We start from the raw sequence: 17348 nt of genomic DNA on the forward strand, positions 1-17348 counted from the left end.
CCGGGCAAGCACAGCCTGCCGTTCTCGACTTGCACCCTGGACAAGCCGGTTGACTTCCTGGTCGCTGAGGGGTGGTCGACGACTGACGAGTTCGGCCTCTACGAACGCCTACGGCAGAAGGCCCCAGACCACCAGGGTCATAGGCGTCCGTCAGCTGCATGCCTCTCCAGGCCGTTCGCGGCCTTCCTGGACGGCTCCGGCATGGTGACCCCGACTGCGGCGTACACCGCCGTCGGGGTCACCATGTTCCGTCCGCCGCCCAGCAGTTCGCCCCGTCTGTACGCGGGCGTTGCAGAGCCCTGCGCTAGAAGGTCAGGTTCCAGGCGTCGATCTTTCCTGTGTCGGAGGCGGCGTTGTCGTTGACGCGCAGCTTCCAGGTGCCGTTGGCGACCTGCGAGGAGGCGTTCACGGTGTAGGTCTGGGCGATGTTGTCGGCGCTGCCGCCGGTGCGGTTGTGCAGCGTGTAGACGGTGCCGTCCGGCGCCACCAGGTCGACCTTCAGGTCACCGATGTAGGTGTGCTTGATGTCCACACCCACCTTGAGGGTGGCCGGGGCGTTGCCGGTCACACCGGTGACGGCGATCGGGCTCTCCACGGTCGCGTTGTCGTTGATGGCGAAGTCCGCGAGGTTCTCGAAGTACTTGCCGGGCGGCGGTGTGGCACCGACTGCTTTGAGCGCGTCGACCTGCCCCTCGCCGAAGAACGAGTTGTTGGCCGTCGTACCCGTGCAACGGCTGTCCGAGGGGCAGGCGATGTCGTTGGCCTGCTCGGCCAGCTTGGCGCGGAGCTGCGCCGGGGTGATGCCCGGGTTGGCGCTGGCGATGAGCGCCGCCACGCCGACCACGTGAGGGGTGGCCATCGAGGTGCCGCTCTTGCTGCCGTAGCCGCCGCCGGGGACGGTGGAGTACACGTTGCTGCCCGGCGCCGCGACGTCGATGACACCTTGACCGTAGTTGGAGAACGAGGCCTTGGTGACGCCGGTGCCGTTGGCCGCGACCGTGACCACACCCGGCAGCTCGGTCGGGATGTCGAGGCAGGCGTTGGTGATGGTGCGGGTGACCGGCGTCGAGTCGTTCGGGCTCGCGGAGTCGGTCGTCTTGTGGGCGAGGTCGTAGTTCTCGTTGCCCGCCGCGGCGATCTGGAGGGAGCCCTTGCTCTCGGCGTACTCCTGGGCGCGCTTGACGCCCTCGATGATGGCCGACTGGTCGATGTTGTCCGGGCAGTTGAACTGCCACGGGTCCGTGTAATAGCTGTTGTTGGTGACCTTGAAGCCGTGGTCACCGGCCCAGACGAAGCCGCAGATGGTGTTCTCGGCGAAGAAGAAGGAGTTGCCCGGCTCGGCGACCCGGACCGCGGCGATCTTCACGCCGGGTGCCACGCCGACGACGCCCTTGCCGTTCTTGGCGGCGGCGATGGTGCCCGCCACGTGGGTGCCGTGCGTGTCGACGTCCCGCCACGCGCCGGTACGGGTGTCGGGCTTGCCGTAGGCGCAGGAGACCGAGTCGGCCGCGTCGAAGTTGGGCGCCAGGTCCTGGTGCTGGTCGTCCACACCGGTGTCCAGGATGCCGACCGTGACGGAGGGGGAGCCCGGGTTGACGGCCCAGGCCTGGTCGGCCTTGATCTGGCTCATGTCGGCCCGGACCGGTTCTCCGGCCGGGGTCGAGGACTGGGCCGGATTGGGCGGGAGCGCCGGGTTGTAGGCGTCCGCCGGGACGTCCGAGGTGCGCGTGGCGCCGACCTGCTGCACGCCGGCGACGCCGCGCATGGTGGCGGCGAATCCGCTCGACGCCGAGTGGGCGACGATCACACCGATGGCGTCGAAGCTGGAGAAGACGGTGCCGCCGTTGGCCGCGATCGCGGAGCGGACCGCCGAAGTGTCACCGGGGGCGGTGATCACGAGGTAGGCACGCGTGCCGGCCACCCAGGCCGCAGTCTGGGAAGCCGGCTTGGCGGCCGGCGCCTGGGCCTTGGCGGCCGCCGCGGCGGAGGGGACGACCGGGAGCGTTCCCGCGAGGGCGCCCGGGGCGCCGAACGCGAGGGCGGCGCCGAGCGTGGCCGCCAGCACCAGCGTGCGTCTCGGTCGGCTGGATCTGTGGGGTATCAATGCGTCCTCCGTAGACGGCCCGGCTGTGCTGGTGGCACCGACCGGGCCGTACGAAACGAGTGGTGGGAGCAAGATGTCAGGTGCATGCCCGTGGACGGAAGTACCTTTCCGTACAGGGACGTTGTGAAGGCATGGCTGAAAAGCGACGTCCTGTGTGCCGACGCGGCGGCGCGGGCGTACGGGGCGTCGCAGACGGGATGCCAAGGAGTTCGCCGCGGTGGCGGGCGACGGGGAGCAAGGGGCACGCCGTGATCGACGCCGGCCGGGGCGCGGTGACCGGCTCGTTCAGCGACTGCTGTTCCTTCACACGGCGTTGCCCGACACCTCGACGCGTCTCGCCGCTGAACGGTGCGCTGACGCCGCATTGGGCGTCCTGTCCCACTTCCGTGTCGAGCCCTACGAGATGGGTTTCTCGATGCTCCACAGCGTGGCCGATGAGTTTGCGGCTCCGGGACGGTCCAGACTCGTGACACCCCAGGAAAGGACGCCGTCATGTCGGAGCTTCTCGTCGACTTCATCACCTCCCTCGACGGCTACGCCTCGGGAGAGGGATGGCCCGGCTTCTGGGGCCTGGACGGCCCGGAGTACCTCGCATGGCTCGGTGACCAGCCCCAGGCCACCTACCTGATGGGAGCCAACACCTACCGCCTGATGTCGGGCTTCGCCGCAGGCGAGCTACCAGAAGGCCAAGACGAGTTCAGGCCCGAAGAAGAAGCCTCCGTCGACGAGCTCACACAAGCACCCAAAGTGGTGTTCTCCACCTCACTCAAAGAGCCACTGACATGGGCCAACTCCACACTCGTCCGCGACGACGCCGTCGACGCGGTCCGCACCATGAAGTCGGGCGGCACGGGGCTCCTCAGCACGATCGGCAGCCTCAGCCTGTGCCGGTCCCTGATCCGAGCCGGCCTCGTCGACCGCTTCCGCGTCGTGATGTTCCCCGTGATCACCGGAGCCACCGGCCAGGAACGCATCTACGACGGCTACCCCGACATCGCCCTGGAGATGACCGCGCACCGCACCTTCGACGACCGCATCCAACTGGTCGAGTACAAACCCCACGTACTCGAACACCCCCCGCTCAGCACCCCCGCGTGACACCGCCCCCTCCCCGGCCCGGACAAACCAGGTGGTCGTCGGCTGACGGTCCCCAGCGGCTGGTCGCCGCAGACTCCTTGGGCTCGGCCGTCTGCGCGATCGCTTACCGACTGAAGTAGGCGCTCTCCGCCCACGGACCGCCAGAACATGAAGCCGGACCTGCCACGTCTGGCGGTGAGCGCCTTCTTGTCCAACCGCTAGGAGCCGAGGGATGCGGTGTTGCGTCGGGTCTCCGCGAGGTGGATGTCGACGTACCGCGTGAGGGTCAGCGCGTCGCGCGGCTCATCGGCCTGGAAGGTGACGCGACGCAGCAGGCTGACCCCGTCGAGCGCGACGCCCTCGCGGGCGAGGACGAAGACGAGGGCGAGAAAGGCGGACCGGGCGTTGCCGTCGTCGAAGGGATGGAAGAAGCAGACGTCGAGATAGGCACGTGCGGCTCGGGCGGTGAGCGGAAGGGGCCGCTCGGCGTCCCGCGCGCTCTCGGCCAGACAGGCGTCGAGGCGGGCTCGGGTGTGAGGGCCGATGCCGTAGCGTTCCCGGCCCCCCTTGGCGAACGCCGGCAGCTCACGGAACGGGGGCAACTGTTCCGTGCGCAGGACATGTTGCTGCCAGCGCCGCAGCAGCTCGAAGTCGAGTCGGGCGCCGCGTGCCGCGTCGGCCCGCAGCAGCTCCAGGGCGGCGAGCAGGCCCGCGGCGCGGGCGGGGTCGATGGCGCCGTCGAAGGCACGGATGTCCTCCACGGCGCCGTCGCGTGACGGGGTCACCGGTTCCTCGCCGCCCCCGTCGGGGGCCTCGTGCCAGGGCACGGTTTCGCGCACCGCGAGCCACCGCTCGAGGTGGTCCTGCGCGAGCCCGCCCGCTCGTACGGCGTGGTCCGGCCGCAGCGAGCGCGAGAGCCGCTCGGCGACGTCCTCGACCAGTACCGGGTCGGGGCCGGTCCAGCTCTTGAACCGCCCGCCGATCGCCTCGTCGACCAGTTTCTCGGCGGCGTCGGGTGCGACGTTCCAGCGGCTGAGGAACCAGGTGAGCACCTGATGGCAGTGCCCGTGCCAGCCACTGCCGCAGCCGGTGCGGTCAGTGACCTGCAGGATCAGGTTTCGGGCGGCGCGCTCCCACAAGATCCGCTGGTCGCCGACCTCGGCCAGGTTCAGCGGGTACGCGTCGAACCACCCGGCGAGGCTCTCCAGCCACTCGCGCCACTCGCACAGCGCCGCGACGACTCGGTCGAGCGTCTCCTCCGGGATGGTGATCGAGTCCCGCGGGCAGCACCAGTTCCCGATGGGTCCTCCGTCGAAGTCGCCTTCGTCGTGCGCCCAGCGCCAGCCCACGGTCCAGCGGCCGTAGCGCTCGGCGAGGGCGTGCGCCATGGCATCGGCCCAGGGCTGCCCGTCGCCCGAGCTCCAGGCACTCATCGCCGGGTCACCGAGGGGGATGTCAGGGCGGCTGGGCACCCTCCGAGCAGGCCCGAGCGACCGCACCACCTGCGGCGCCGACGCGCTGTCGAAGAAATGACGGGCGGGATCCACATCGCCCCAGGTCAGAAAACGGGGGGCCAGCTCGACGATCACCGCGCAAGCCTGCCACGCCCACCCGCCCGTAGTTCAAGCGGATTACCGACCTGAAGTGCTCAGCTGCCGGCCGAAGCGGTCACCCGCACTCTCCGCAAGAGCGACGACGGCATCCAGCGGGCGCCGCGCCGCGTGCTGGATGAGGCGGCCAGATTCGCGGCGGGACCGGAGCGGCGTTTCCGAGGAGGCCCCTGAAGCCATCCGCAGGCGAAGCCAAGCAGTAGGAACAGTGTCCGCTCCGAGCCCGGCAAGGTGCTGCACGACAGTGGATTGCGATGCGGATCGCGAGGTGCTCAACAGCCTTGGTGAGGCGGAACGGGCTGTCCTTGATCTCCTCCAGCCAGTGCGGTGTGGTGGCGACTCCCTCCGGCTTCATGTCGAATACTGGCGAGGCGAGCCACCCGAGGTCGGTGTCCTGCACCGTCACAGGTGCCGCTACGGGGACAGCTGCTCGGCGGTGCACAGCTATCCCATGTGCGTGGCCGGCTTCAGGGAAAGAGCTGCGCCCGACCATCGGCATCCGCCGGCCTGCGGCTTCAGTAGCGCAAAGCATGGTGGTCGTCACCGATGCGGCGCGCTGTCTGTCACGAGCGGCAGGCGAGCGGGGGCGATGTCACCGCGTTCGGCTTCTGGTGGGTGCCGGGCGGCGGACCTCGGCGATCACGGGCCATATTTCGCGCGCCCTACACGAACCCCGTCTCCTACGATCACCTGGTACGACTGCTGGAGGGGCGGGAATGCTTGAGGACATCGAGGACGGGACAGCGGCAGCGACGCGGCTCGCGTGTGGTGCGCCGCTGCACGGCACGCTTGATGTCGCCGACCCCGCTGACTGGCTCACGCTGGACGCAGGAGTGCGTGCGGTGGCCTGGCACCGCACGCAGTTCCTGCCGGGTTGGGAGCACTCCGCCTCACTGCCCGCCGACCTGACTCAGCTCGGCGAGTCTCGACTCGCACTCGCCCTCTGCCACCGCGACGGGCGGATCCGTCAGGAGGCGGTGCGTCAGTCGGTCCGATACCCCGGGCTGCTGCCGTTGGTCGTGATCCGCTGCGCCGATTGGGCCGGCCCGGTGCGCGAGCACGCCCGGCGGCTGCTGCGCGAGGCCTTGAATGTGGACTCTGCCGTGGACCTCGCGGCGCTCATCCTCCGCGTCGGCCGCCGCGACAGAGGTGCCTTCGGCATCGATGTGCTCGGCCAGATCCTGAGCCAGGCATCCCACGGGCAGCTCGCTGTTCTCTTCGCTGACCCCGACCGCACCGTCCGTCGGTTCGCGTACCGGCTGGCCATCGAGGGCCGACTGCTCCGCCCCGCCGAGCTGGCCCGCGCGGCCGCCGGGGACCAGGACACCGTGGTCCAGGACCTGTGTGCCACAGCGGCGCTCACGGCTCTGGGAGATGAGGACGCCTACGAGGGTGTGCTGCCTCCACTGCTGTCCGCACGCAACCCGCGGGTCCGTTCGGCCGGCGTCACCGCGCTGAGACGGGCGGGGCGGTCGGGGCAGGCGCAGCTGTTTCTCAGCGACCGTTCCGCGCTCGTGCGTGCTTGTGCCCGGTATGTCGTACGAGAGCAGGGCGGTGACCCGGCGGCCTGGTACCGGGAGCGGTGCACGGCACCGGACGACCCCGAGTTGCCGCCCGGTGCGGTCATCGGGCTGGCCGAGTGCGGCAACCGCGCGGACGCCGGGCTGCTGCGGCCGCTGCTCGCGCACCCGGCGGCCGGGGTGCGGGCGCGAGCGGTGGCAGGGTTGCGGGCGCTGGACTGCACGGATGCGAAGCAGTTGCGGCCGCTCCTCGACGACCCTGCCGCCGGGGTCGTCCGCGAGACCGCCGCCGCCCTGCTGCCCTCGGCCAAGGAACTGCCCGCCGACTGGCTGTTGGAGCGCACCGGCTCCGAGCGACCGCGGCACGTCCGCGTCGGTGCGTTCCGGCTGCTCGACGCGCGCGGCGGCGTCGTGGCGCTACGGGCGGCAGTCGGTCTGTTCGAGGATCCCGACGTGAAGCTGCGCACCTGGGCCGCGCAATCAGTGCAGCGCTGGCATCCGTCGCCGGAGGGGCCGCACGGCGACGCGGAGGTGGGTGAACTGCTCGACCGGAGCCGACACCTCTTCAGCGACCACGTGCTGCGCCGGCGCAAGTGGGAAGCCGGGGTGGACAGCTGAGACTGCACCGCGGTCCAGAACACCGCTCGACACTCGCCGCCCGCTGGCCCTGGTGACAGCACGCCTGCCGTGGTGACAACTATCGTGCTTTGGCTCAATCGGCTGCGATGCCTCCGGCCGGCCACTGCTCAGAAGTCGAGTTCGACGTAGTCGATGTCGCCAGGCAGGCCCTCGATCCCGTCGAGTACGCAATCGCTCGCGCCCGACAGCCCGCGGCCCTGCAGTCGATCGAAGCCAAAGGCCGATTGCGGGACAGCCCTCGGGGCGCCGAACTCACCGGCGACCTCCTGGACGGCTGGCCGAAGGGCATGCGGCTGATCGTCAGGAAGGAACGTCCGCACAGGGGCTCAGTTGCGGCTCACGGACGCGGACGGCATGCGGCTGACCTGTTTCGCCACCAACAACCTTGGGCCGGCCGATCGCCAAGCTGGAGCTCCGTCACCGGCTGCGGGCCCGGGCCGAGAACGCTCCGCGCCGCCCGGGCCACCGGCCTGCGGAATCTCCCTTTGCACCGCACTGCCCAGAACCGGATCCGGCTGGGGATCGTGCGGATCGCACTGGACCTGCTGGCCTGGATGCCGACGCCGGCCCTGATCGGCAAGGCCAGCCTCTAGGGAGCCCCGCCGCCTGCGGCTCCGCCTGTTCACAACGGCCGGACAACTCGTGACCACCGGCCGGTCGGCGAATCCTCCGCCTGGCCCGGCGCCGGCCCGGGACCAGCCACATCACCACCGCTCTTGAGCGACGCCCACTCCTGCCGAATCTCGGCTGAGCAATGGATCCCCGGGCCTGCACAGCCTTCGCCCACAGCACGAAAACGGTCCACCGACTCCGTCGGCGGACCTGAAACGTCGAGGCTAGTCGCGGAGCGTTCGGGGCAGTCCGAACATGGGGAAGAGGCCGTTGTCACCGAAGCGGGTGATGGCGGAGATCCGGTCGCCCTCCAGCGAGAGCACCACCAGCCCGTAGGCGTGCGCGAGCGGGCTGGTGGGATCGCGCAGGTAGGAGCCGAACGCCGGCTGGCCGTTCGCCCGCGCGGGCACCAGCCGGAGCGCCTTGCCGCCCCACCAGGCGAGAGTCTCGTAGAACCGGGCGATGGCCACACGTCCCTGGTACTGGAGGGGCTCGGGCGGCATCGTCAGCCAGGCGTCATCGGCCAGCAGGGCGACCAGCCCGTCGACGTCGGAGCCCTCCATCGCGTCCACGAACCGCCCGACGAGCTCGCGTTCACGCGGTGAGCGCGGCAGCGGCGCCCGGTCGCGGTCGCGCGCGGGCAACTGGCCGTCCAGGGCCGCGCGCGCCCGCTGCAGAGCGCTGTTCACCGAGACGCCGCTGCTGTCGAGCAGGTCGGCCACCTCCGCCGTGCGGAAACCGAGCACGTCGCGCAGCACCAGCACCGCGCGCTGCCGCGGCGGCAGACGCTGGAGTCCCGCCACGAAGGCCAGGGCCAGCGACTCCCTCGACTCGTAGCGGGCGGCCGGTCCCGGCGCCGTGTCCGGCAGGTCCTCCAGCAGGGTGTCCGGGTAGGGCTCGAACCACAGCGGTTCGGAGCGGCGCGTCGGCTCGGGCACGTCGAGCGGGGGGCCGGCCGGCGGCTGCTGGGGGCGGGGGCGGCGGGCCGTGTCGCGCAGCGCGTTCAGGCAGCGGTTGGTCGCGATGCGGTACAGCCAGGCGCGTACCGAGGCCCGCCCCTCGAATCCCCCGAGCCCGCGCCAGGCGGCGAGCAGGGTCTCCTGGACCGTGTCCTCCGCGTCCTGCACGGAGCCGAGCATCCGGTAGCAGTGCGCCTGGAGCTCACGCCGGTAGGGCTCGGTGAGCTCCCGGAACGCCTCCCCGTCACCCGCCCGCGCCCGCGCCAGGGTCGATTCGATCACCACAACGTCCTCGCTTCGCCTCGTCGACTGGTCCTCCCGATAAGGACACCGTCCGGGCCCAAAAGTCATCGGTGACTTCCTCGATGCGGCCGTGTCTCAACAAGCGACCGCATTTCACACCGGTTGCCACACCGCATTTCACGAGGAACAAAGGAGATCGTCACCATGACGAACATCGCTGGCAGTGCAGTACTGATCACCGGAGGCAACCGCGGCATCGGCCGGGCGCTGGTCGAGGAGGCCCTGAGGAGGGGCGCGGCGCGGGTGTACGTCGGTACGCGCGTGCCGCTGGACCACCCGGACGAGCGGGTCACTCCCCTGACGCTGGACGTGACCGACGCGGACCAGTTGCGCCGGGCCGCCGAGGAGGTCGAATCCCACGGCGTCCTCGACGTGCTCGTCAACAACGCCGGCATCGCGCTGTACGACGACCTGAGCGACCGCTCCGTCCTCGAACGGCACCTCGCCGTCAATCTCTTCGGCACCTACGAGGTGACGGGAGCGTTCCTCCCGCTGCTGCTCCGCTCCAAGGGAGCGATCGTCAACAACCTGTCGACCAACAGCCTCGCCCCCTTCCCGCTGATTGCGTCCTACGCGGTCTCCAAGGCGGCCGCGTTCTCCCTGACACAGTCACTGCGCACCCTGCTGGCAGAACAGGGCGTGCGTGTGCACGCCGTGCTGACCGGTCCCGTGGACACCGAGATGAGCAGGGGTATCGACGCCCCGAAGGCATCCGCCCCGTCCGTCGCGCGGGCCGTCTTCGACGGGGTGGAGCAGGACGAGGAGGACATCTTCCCCGACCCCGCGTCCCAGTCGCTGGCCGAGGGCTGGCGCGGAGGCGTGGCGAAGGCCCTGGAGCTGCAGTTCGCGGAGTTCTCGGCGGCGCAGCGTGCCGAGTCCTGAGCCGGAGGGCCGAGCCGGCGCAGATGTCGGCGGTGCGGCGAGCACCCGGACGCCCTCGACTGCGGTTGCGCCGACGGCGACGCTCGGGCTCACCGCAGTGGCGATGCTCGGGCTCATCGCCGTGTCCTGGGCCGTCGCGGTACGGCAGATGAACGGGGCGATGGACATGGGGGTTGCGACCCGGCTCGGTTCCTTCGGGTCCTTCGCCGCCCTGTGGGTTCCGATGATGGCGGCGATGATGCTGCCGGGCGCCACACCGGCGGCCCTGCGGCACGCCCACGCCCACCGCGGTCGCGGATTGGTCGCCGTGCCGTTGTTCGTCGGCACGTATCTCGCAGTCTGGTCCCTCGTCGGCGTCGCCGGGTACGCGGTGTACCGGCCGCACGGATCGTTCATCGCCGGCGTGGTGGTGATCGCGGCAGGCGCCTACGAACTCACACCGCTCAAGCGGTACTTCCGGCGGCACTGCCACGAGGGAGTCCGCTCCGGGCTCGCGTTCGGGCTCCTCTGCGTCGGCTCGTGCATCGGGCTGATGCTGATGCTGCTCGCGCTGGGCGTCATGAGCCGCACCTGGATGTCCCTGATCGCCGTCCTCGTCCTCGCGCAGAAACTGCTGCCCGCGAGAGCCGCCCTCGATGTGCCGTCGGGGCTGGCGATCATCGGACTCGGACTCCTGATCCTGACCGTGCCCTCGTCCGTTCCCGGTCTCATGCCATCGATGTGAGACGTCATCGGCGGCGCGGACCGCACACATCCGAAGAACAAGAAGAAGCGACACGAAGCACAGGAAAGCGAGAGACCATGACCGACCACAAGACGGGAACCCGTGAGGAGTGGCTCGCGGCCAGGCTGGACCTGCTCCAAGCCGAGAAGGAGCTGACCCGGCGTGGCGACGAACTGGCGCGGCGGCGGCAGGAGTTGCCGTGGGTCCGTGTCGACAAGGAGTACCGCTTCGAGACCGAAGCGGGGCCGGCGTCCCTTGACGACCTCTTCGCCGGGTGCTCCCAACTCCTCGTCTACCACTTCATGTTCGGGCCCGAATACAAGGCGGGATGCCGGTCCTGCTCGGCGATCGCGGACGGTTTCGACGGCTCCGTCGTCCACCTCGCGCATCACGACGTCACGCTCTGCGCGGTGTCGCGGGCGCCGCTTGCGCAACTGCAGGCGTACAAACAGCGGATGGGCTGGAATTTCCCCTGGGCGTCGTCGTACGGCAGCGACTTCAACTACGACTTCGGGGTGGCTCACACCGAGCAGGAGTGGCGCGCGGGAGCCGTCACCTACAACTACCGTGCGAACAGGGACCTCCGGCTGCCGTGCGGCGAACTGGGCGTCCAGCTCACCGAGTTCGCGTCGAGCGTGGGAACAGACTGGGACACCTACCGGCGAGAGGGACCGGGCCTGAGCGCGTTCGCGCGCGAGGACGGGATGGTCTACCACACCTACTCGGCGTACGAGCGCGGCCTCGACGGCCTGTGGGGCATGTACCAGTGGCTCGACCGCGCCCCGCTCGGCCGCAACGAGACCGGCATGTGGTGGCACCGTCACGACGAGTACGACAGCAAGTGACACCTATCGACGCCCTCATTGCCGCATTCCCGAACCCGGTGACGCACGAGCGGCGGTCCGCGGCTTCGCCCCTCCAGGGAAGAACACCATGACCATCCGCAACGCCCTCGTCATCGGCGCCGGCAGCGGCGTGGGCCGCGCCACCGCCGACGCCCTCACCGCCGCCGGAGTCGACGTCCTGGCCACCGGCCACGAGCGGGACGCCACGAATCCCGCGCAGGTCGCCGCGCTCCTCGACGAGGCCGACCCGGATCTCGTCGTGGTCACCGCGGGGACACGTCCGCGGATGGCGCCCATCGGGGAGCAGAGCTGGGAGTCGTTCTCGGCGCCGTGGAACGTCGACGTCAAGATCGCCTTCGAGGTGGGCCGGGCCGCACTGGCACGGCCGCTGCGGGCGGACTCGACGGTGGTGATCGTGTCGAGTGGGGCGGGGCTCGGCGGCTCACCGCTGTCGGGAGGCTATGCGGGCGCCAAGCGGGCGCAGATGTTCCTGGCCGACTACCTTCAGTCTGCCGCCGACGCCCGCGCGCTCGGCATCCGGTTCGTCGCCCTGGTCCCGGGCCAGTTGCTGGTGGGCACCACGATCGGTGAGGCCGCGGCCGCCGCGTACGGTGCCGAGAGCGGCCAGACGGCGGAGGCTTATCTGAGGGACCACTTCCCGGTGCCGCTCGACGCAGCCGGGGTCGCCCGTGCCGTCCTAGAGATCGCCTTCGGCGAGGAACACCGCCAAAAGACACTGGTGGCCGTGACGGGCAAGGGGCTGGAGGCCCTCTGAGCCCCTCCTCGTAGGAGCCGGCTGATCCCTGGCCACCGGCCGGTCGGGACCTGACAGCAGGACGGGCCGCTATTGGCTGCCGCACAGGCCGGTCCTGGCCGCGAGACAGGCCGACCTGCTCGTGGGACAGGCTGATTCGACCGCAGGACGGGCGCCCTGCCCCTCAGTCCGTTAGCCGCCGCACCGCGGGACCCGGAGACCCAGGCAGGACGGCGAGGGCGGTGCTCACCACCGGTCTGGCGAGTGGCCGTACGGCTACCCGCCGGACCGGGACGACCTCCGCGGCCGCGCGATAGAGCACTGTCCAGGAACGGCGCCAGGATCACCGCGATCGCGGTCCCCCTCATCGCCAGCCGCACCCTGCACGCCAGTCTGCTGGAGATGGGTGCCCTGGTGGCCATGGAGTACGTGCCCTACCTCGTCCTGAGCCTGCTGGCCGGTGTCTGGCTGGACCGCCGGCCCAAGCGGCCGCTGCTGATCCTCAGCGATGTCGTCCGTGCCGGGCTGCTCGTGTCGATTCCGGTGAGCCGGCTGCTCGACCTACTGTCGGTGCCCGTGCTGCTCGTCATGGCGCTGCTCATCGGGTTCTGCACGGTCGCGGTGGGAACGCAAAACCGAACTCCACGACGCCTGCGTCTCATTGGCCCGCGGCCTCATCTGCTGGCGGCGGCTGAAGAAGCACCGATCAGCACCGATCATGATCGTGGCACGTACTTTTGGCTACAACTCACACCACTCACCCAGAGGGCCGGCCTCCCGCGTCTGCGTGAAGACGTGCACCAGGTCCCACGCCCGATCGACAGCCAGGACAAAATCGCCCGTGAACGCGGCGAGGTCGTCCATGATCGGGACTTCGACCTCGGCACCCGAGGGCGCGGTGCCGTCTCCTACGAGCAGAGACATCCGCTCGGTGTCACTCATCAGGTGGACGACCGCGTGATCATCTCGGAAGGCCAGGGTCAGCACCGGGAAGTCCCTGCTCGGCGACCGAACCTCGACGTACCCCTGGCCACAGGAACGCAGGTCACTGAAGTGATCTGACAGATCCTTCACCTCTGTACGTCGCTCAACCGGATCGAACAGTCCCGATTCCGGCGACGTCGCCGCCCACACCACGCTCATCCCGCCCCGCTTCCCCACTAAGGCCATCGCCCACGACCCAGGGCCACGCTCCCACGCTTCACCACGACACGACTACTTGAGCCAAGGCCGGTGAATTTGACCATCTCGCAGAGGGCTGGCGCGCTCGGCCATGCGAGTGCGTAGTTCGCTGAGCGGTTTTTCGGAATGATCAGCGAGGTAGCTTCGTGGCGACGTTGTCCTAGACGAGGCGGGAAACCATGCGTGCACCTAGAGTCTTCGCCATTTTGATCGCCACCCCTGTCCTGCTTGCCGCGATCGGAGTGGCTGGTGGATCCGCGGTCGCTATGCAAAAACCCGCCTCCGAAAGGTCAAGTGATCGGCCCAAGCCGACCGCTGAAGTTGAAAGCAGGAACGGCGAGGCCAAAAGATCTGCCGATGAAGAAACTGAACCGGAAGAAGGCCTACTCGGCACTGTCGGAGGTGAACTCCTCGATCGCGTTTCTTCCAGATGGGCGTAAGGGCTCGTAACGCGATCATGATCGTGTTACGAGCTCTTAGGCATCCGCCGAGGGCTGATCTTCCGGTCCAGCCGTTATCACGAGCCGGGGCGTGTGGTCGGTGAAGTCCGGTCCGCCGAGGCCGAACTGCTGGAGCATCCGTGAGTCGGTCACGGGCCGGGGGATCTGTTCCTTGATGAGGAGGGCCGGCTTCGGCGGCAAGAGAACGGGGTGGCGGTCGAGGGTGAGGTAGGCGCCGTTCTCGTCACGGTGGAAGCGGTCGGTGGTCAGTTCGACGGTGCGAGAGACGGGGACGGCATAGAGCCTGACCATGGCGCCGATGACGCGTGCTCCCGGGGGATGGTGTTGTCGTTGAGGCACCGCCGGAGTTGCTGTTGGAGGTCCTGTTCGGAGCATCCGCGCGCTCCTGGCGGCGTACGACGGCCGGAGCTGGCGCCCGGCGGACGGCGAGCTCATCCGGGGCGGGGCGCCGTCCCGTTCGCCGGGGTCCAACAGAGCATCCTCGACCAGGTCCCCGGCGTCGAAGCGGTCCTGGGGAGCCGTTCGTAGCCGGATGTGCCGCGTACGTGTGACTGGCGTAGTCGTCTGCGGCGGCGAGTGCGATGTCCAGATCGACGCGCTGCTCCGCCGGTGCCCAGACCTGCCCGCTGTACCTTGCCGCGCGGTTCTCCGCGTCAGGGCCGGCGGGAGCGGGATGACGACTCCGACTGCGGGGCACCTTCGCGCTGATGCGCAGAGACCTGGTACAGCTCCTGGGAGATGGTGATCAGTTCCTGCCTCTCCTCACGCGATCCAACCATCGGCTGCGAGCCGTTGAGCGGGACCTGTGCGGTCTCCGGCAGGAACTTCACCGTCACCAGGCCGATCACCCCGGCCAACATCAGGTAGTAGGCGGGCATCATGTCGTCGCCGGTGAGGTTGACCAGGGCTTCGGTGACGAGCGGGGTGGTGCCTCCGAACGCCGCGACCGCGATGTTGAAACCGATGCCCATCGCGGCGTACCGGACGGCCGTCGGGAAGAGCGCCGGCAAGGTGGCGGCGCTCGGCGCCGCGAAGCAGGCAAGCAGCGTGGAGAGGATCAGCACGCCGAAGATCGGCGGCCACGTCCCGGACATCTTGATCAGCAGGAAGGACGGCACAGCGAGCACGATCATCGCGGCTGCCGATACCCCGTAGACGGGACGCCTGCCGATCCGGTCGCTGAGGCGGCCGATGAAGGTGATCAGCACGACGATCCACACCATGCCGGTCAGGACCAGCACGTCAGCCGAGCTGCTGGAGCGGTTCAACGTCTCCGTCTGATACGTCGGCAGGAAACCGGTGACCATGTAGTTCGTGACGTTGTACAGGAGCACCAGCCCCATACAGATCAGCAGCGGCCGCCAGTACTTCGTAACGATGGACTTGAGCTCGCTGCCCGCCGACTTCTGGGCCACGCTCTTCTCGTGCTCGTCCAGCTGCTGCTGGAAGGCCGGCGACTCCTCCAGCTTGAGCCGCATGTAGAGGCCGATCACGCCCAGCGGTCCCGCGATCAGGAACGGCAGCCGCCAGCCCCAGGCCAGCATCTGGTCGTCGGTGAGCGCCAGGTTCAGCACGGTCACCAGTGCGGAGCCGAGTGCGTAGCCCACGAAGGTGCCGAAGTCCAGCCAGCTGGAAAGGAATCCGCGGCGCCGGTCCGGTGAGTACTCGGCCACGAACGTGGTGGCGCCGCCGTACTCGCCTCCGGTGGAGAAGCCCTGCACCATCCGGGCGACGAGCAGCAGGATCGGCGCGGCGATGCCAATCGTCGCGTAGCTGGGGATGAGACCGATGGCGAAGGTGCCGATCGCCATCATGATCATGGTGGTGGCCAGTACCTTCTGCCGGCCCAGGCGGTCGCCCAGAGGGCCGAAGACCAGACCGCCGAGGGGCCGCACGACGAACGCGGCCGCGAACGTGGCGAAGGACGAGACGACCTGCGCGCCCGAAGAGGCTCCCGGGAAGAAGACCTTGCCGATGGTGGCGGCCAGGTAGCTGTAGACGCCGAAGTCGAACCACTCCATGCAGTTGCCGAGCGCCGAGGCGCCGACCGCGCGGCGCAGCAGCGGCGGCTCGACGACCTGTACGTCGTCAGTTCGGAAGGCGTACTTCTTGCGCCGCAGCCGGCGCGTAAGCTCCTCGCGCACCTGCCGGGGCAGTTCCGTGACCGCCTTCGACACCTGCGCCGGCCCCGGATCGGACCCTCCGTCGGACACGGCACCGGCCACGTTTCCACCCTCTCTCCACCACGTGCAGCTTCGCTGAGGCGAATTCTGCGGCAGGCGCGAGCCCGCCGCATGCCAGGCTTCTGCCCGTGATCGTTGAGGTCATACGTGTGAGATCGCCGACCGGGGGGGGCATCGCGCAGTGCCCCTGGCGCCTTGCAGTAGCGCAAAGGGCCGGGTCCGGGCCGCGCGGAGTCCGGCCCCGAGGGCGAGGTGCCGTGGCCGAGAACAGGGTCGCCGGTCACGGCTCGCGGGCGAGATCCCCGTGCTCGGCGATGACCTCGGGCGTGGGCGAACCGGGCCCGGGGCGCCACTCGGTGACAGGTCGATGTAGGCGACCTGAGCCTGTTCGGAGACGGGGGCGATGCCGCGCGAGCCGTCGATGACGGAGAGGCACCTGCCGGACGTCAGCGCGTCCGTGAGCCGGGCGACGATCGAGCTGGCCGTCAGCTGAGGTGAAGGGTGGTCAGGACGTTGGTCCATTCGGTGACCGGCCTCTGGACTGGTGGGCTCGCATGTTGCGGTCTCGCGTATTCGCGAGCCGCTCGACGCGCCGGACACGGTGAGTGATCGCTTCGGGATCGTGGCGGCCACGGGCAACTACCAGAGCCAGCGGTCGAGGAACTCGGCCCAGATGAACCCGTTGTAGCCGCCGAAGGCAGGCGGATCGATCTTCTTGAGTTCGTCAGCGAGCATGCTGAGCTCGGCCAGGGCTTCATCCTCGCGGTCATCCGGATCGCTGAGGATCTCGGACTCGCTGACGTGCAGGCCGTAGCGGTGCAGGGTCCGCAGCCACAGGTCGATGGATGAGTTGGCGAACCATGCCTCGCCTTGGGGAAGGACGTAGTGGACCGTGCCTGTCCCGGGTTCGACGCCGAACGACCATTCCATGCCGGGCACGAGGTCGCCATGGTGATTCCGGGTGAGGCGGTAGAGCGACCCACCATCTGCCGTCTGGAGTGCTGGAGCCGCCTCCACCTGGAACGATACGTACTCGATCAACTGATCGACGATGGGGATCCCGACCTCAACCAGTAGTGCCTTCTGATCCTCGGGGATCTGCCAGCCCGACACGACTGCCGAGTCTGCCCGTGTGACGTTCCCTGTGCCGGCCCAGGCAGTGAGCTCGTCAAACGTTGTCATGCAAGAGTCCTTCCGCGGCTGGCTGCGATGCGGACCCTACCGAGCAGGGCTGACAAGCACGTGGCCCCATCAGGGACGACACACCTCTCAGTGATCGCCGGAGGCGAATCGGCTCCAGGTTCCACCGGCCTCGGTGACCAGGCGGGTAGTGGTCTTGTCGTGATAGCCGAGCGCCTTCGCGATGACGGGGCCGGGGCTTGGAGGACGAGGTGTCTGATTGCGGAGGCCCTGCCGCGCTGCGGCGGGACGCCGATCTCGCGCAGATGGGCCTGGAGGCTGACCGGGTTCATCGGCTGTCCGGGATGGCGGCC

Annotated in this window: 14 protein-coding genes and 1 pseudogene; 8 read left to right on the forward strand and 7 right to left on the reverse strand. The window is 69.2% G+C overall.

Annotated elements, in window-relative coordinates; translation table 11 throughout:
• Positions 1 to 304 precede the first annotated feature (304 nt).
• The gene (locus tag ACWC1K_RS29320; RefSeq protein WP_450835808.1) at positions 305 to 2065 is read right to left on the reverse strand and encodes a S8 family peptidase; all 1761 of its coding nucleotides are present in this window, start codon (positions 2063 to 2065) and stop codon (positions 305 to 307) included.
• A 531-nt stretch (positions 2066 to 2596) separates the two neighbouring features.
• Here ACWC1K_RS29320 and ACWC1K_RS29325 point away from each other — a divergent pair.
• Positions 2597 to 3202, forward strand: a complete 606-nt coding sequence (locus ACWC1K_RS29325) for a dihydrofolate reductase family protein (protein WP_450835724.1) — start codon at positions 2597 to 2599, stop codon at positions 3200 to 3202.
• 197 nt (positions 3203 to 3399) lie between these two features.
• Here ACWC1K_RS29325 and ACWC1K_RS29330 read toward each other — a convergent pair whose 3' ends face one another.
• Positions 3400 to 4770, reverse strand: a complete 1371-nt coding sequence (locus tag ACWC1K_RS29330; RefSeq protein ID WP_450835726.1) for a Fic family protein — start codon at positions 4768 to 4770, stop codon at positions 3400 to 3402.
• 737 nt (positions 4771 to 5507) lie between these two features.
• Here ACWC1K_RS29330 and ACWC1K_RS29335 point away from each other — a divergent pair.
• The gene (locus ACWC1K_RS29335; RefSeq protein ID WP_450835727.1) at positions 5508 to 6929 is read left to right on the forward strand and encodes a hypothetical protein; all 1422 of its coding nucleotides are present in this window, start codon (positions 5508 to 5510) and stop codon (positions 6927 to 6929) included.
• Positions 6930 to 7057: 128 nt separating this feature from the next.
• On the opposite strand, the gene ACWC1K_RS29340 is transcribed toward ACWC1K_RS29335, so the two are convergent.
• A complete protein-coding gene (locus ACWC1K_RS29340) occupies positions 7058 to 7270 on the reverse strand; it encodes a hypothetical protein (RefSeq protein ID WP_450835812.1) in 213 nt (70 codons plus the stop codon).
• Here ACWC1K_RS29340 and ACWC1K_RS29345 point away from each other — a divergent pair.
• Positions 7187 to 7701 (forward strand): annotated as a pseudogene (locus ACWC1K_RS29345) (transposase); the annotation flags it as partial. The gene ACWC1K_RS29340 and the pseudogene ACWC1K_RS29345 sit on opposite strands and share 84 nt — an antisense overlap.
• An 85-nt stretch (positions 7702 to 7786) precedes the next feature.
• On the opposite strand, the gene ACWC1K_RS29350 reads toward ACWC1K_RS29345, so the two are convergent.
• Entirely contained in the window at positions 7787 to 8803 is a 1017-nt protein-coding gene (locus ACWC1K_RS29350) for a sigma-70 family RNA polymerase sigma factor (protein WP_450835729.1), read from the reverse strand.
• 165 nt (positions 8804 to 8968) lie between these two features.
• Here ACWC1K_RS29350 and ACWC1K_RS29355 point away from each other — a divergent pair, with 165 nt between their 5' ends.
• The 5 genes from ACWC1K_RS29355 to ACWC1K_RS29375 all read left to right on the forward strand — a co-directional run bounded on the left by ACWC1K_RS29355 (position 8969) and on the right by ACWC1K_RS29375 (position 13091).
• A complete protein-coding gene (locus tag ACWC1K_RS29355) occupies positions 8969 to 9706 on the forward strand; it encodes an SDR family NAD(P)-dependent oxidoreductase (RefSeq protein ID WP_450835731.1) in 738 nt (245 codons plus the stop codon).
• Positions 9707 to 9809: 103 nt separating this feature from the next.
• Positions 9810 to 10430, forward strand: coding sequence for a copper chaperone (locus ACWC1K_RS29360; RefSeq protein WP_450835733.1), 621 nt, complete (start codon positions 9810 to 9812; stop codon positions 10428 to 10430).
• Positions 10431 to 10507: 77 nt separating this feature from the next.
• A complete protein-coding gene (locus tag ACWC1K_RS29365; protein WP_450835735.1) occupies positions 10508 to 11275 on the forward strand; it encodes a DUF899 domain-containing protein in 768 nt (255 codons plus the stop codon).
• Between the two features lie 88 nt (positions 11276 to 11363).
• Positions 11364 to 12050 (forward strand): SDR family oxidoreductase, encoded by a 687-nt coding sequence (locus tag ACWC1K_RS29370; RefSeq protein ID WP_450835736.1) that lies wholly within the window; start codon positions 11364 to 11366, stop codon positions 12048 to 12050.
• Positions 12051 to 12293: 243 nt separating this feature from the next.
• Positions 12294 to 13091 (forward strand): MFS transporter, encoded by a 798-nt coding sequence (locus ACWC1K_RS29375; protein WP_450835738.1) that lies wholly within the window; start codon positions 12294 to 12296, stop codon positions 13089 to 13091.
• 596 nt (positions 13092 to 13687) lie between these two features.
• Here ACWC1K_RS29375 and ACWC1K_RS29380 read toward each other — a convergent pair.
• From ACWC1K_RS29380 to ACWC1K_RS29390, 3 genes are all read right to left on the reverse strand, one after another.
• On the reverse strand, positions 13688 to 13963 hold the full coding sequence (locus tag ACWC1K_RS29380) for a hypothetical protein (protein ID WP_450835740.1): 276 nt from the start codon (positions 13961 to 13963) through the stop codon (positions 13688 to 13690).
• A gap of 362 nt (positions 13964 to 14325) precedes the next feature.
• Complete coding sequence (locus ACWC1K_RS29385) at positions 14326 to 15897, reverse strand: MFS transporter (protein WP_450835742.1); 1572 nt, start codon at positions 15895 to 15897, stop codon at positions 14326 to 14328.
• A 597-nt stretch (positions 15898 to 16494) separates the two neighbouring features.
• On the reverse strand, positions 16495 to 17037 hold the full coding sequence (locus ACWC1K_RS29390) for an SUKH-4 family immunity protein (protein WP_450835744.1): 543 nt from the start codon (positions 17035 to 17037) through the stop codon (positions 16495 to 16497).
• Positions 17038 to 17348 lie beyond the last annotated feature (311 nt).

This window comes from Streptomyces sp. NPDC001492 (assembly GCF_053597275.1).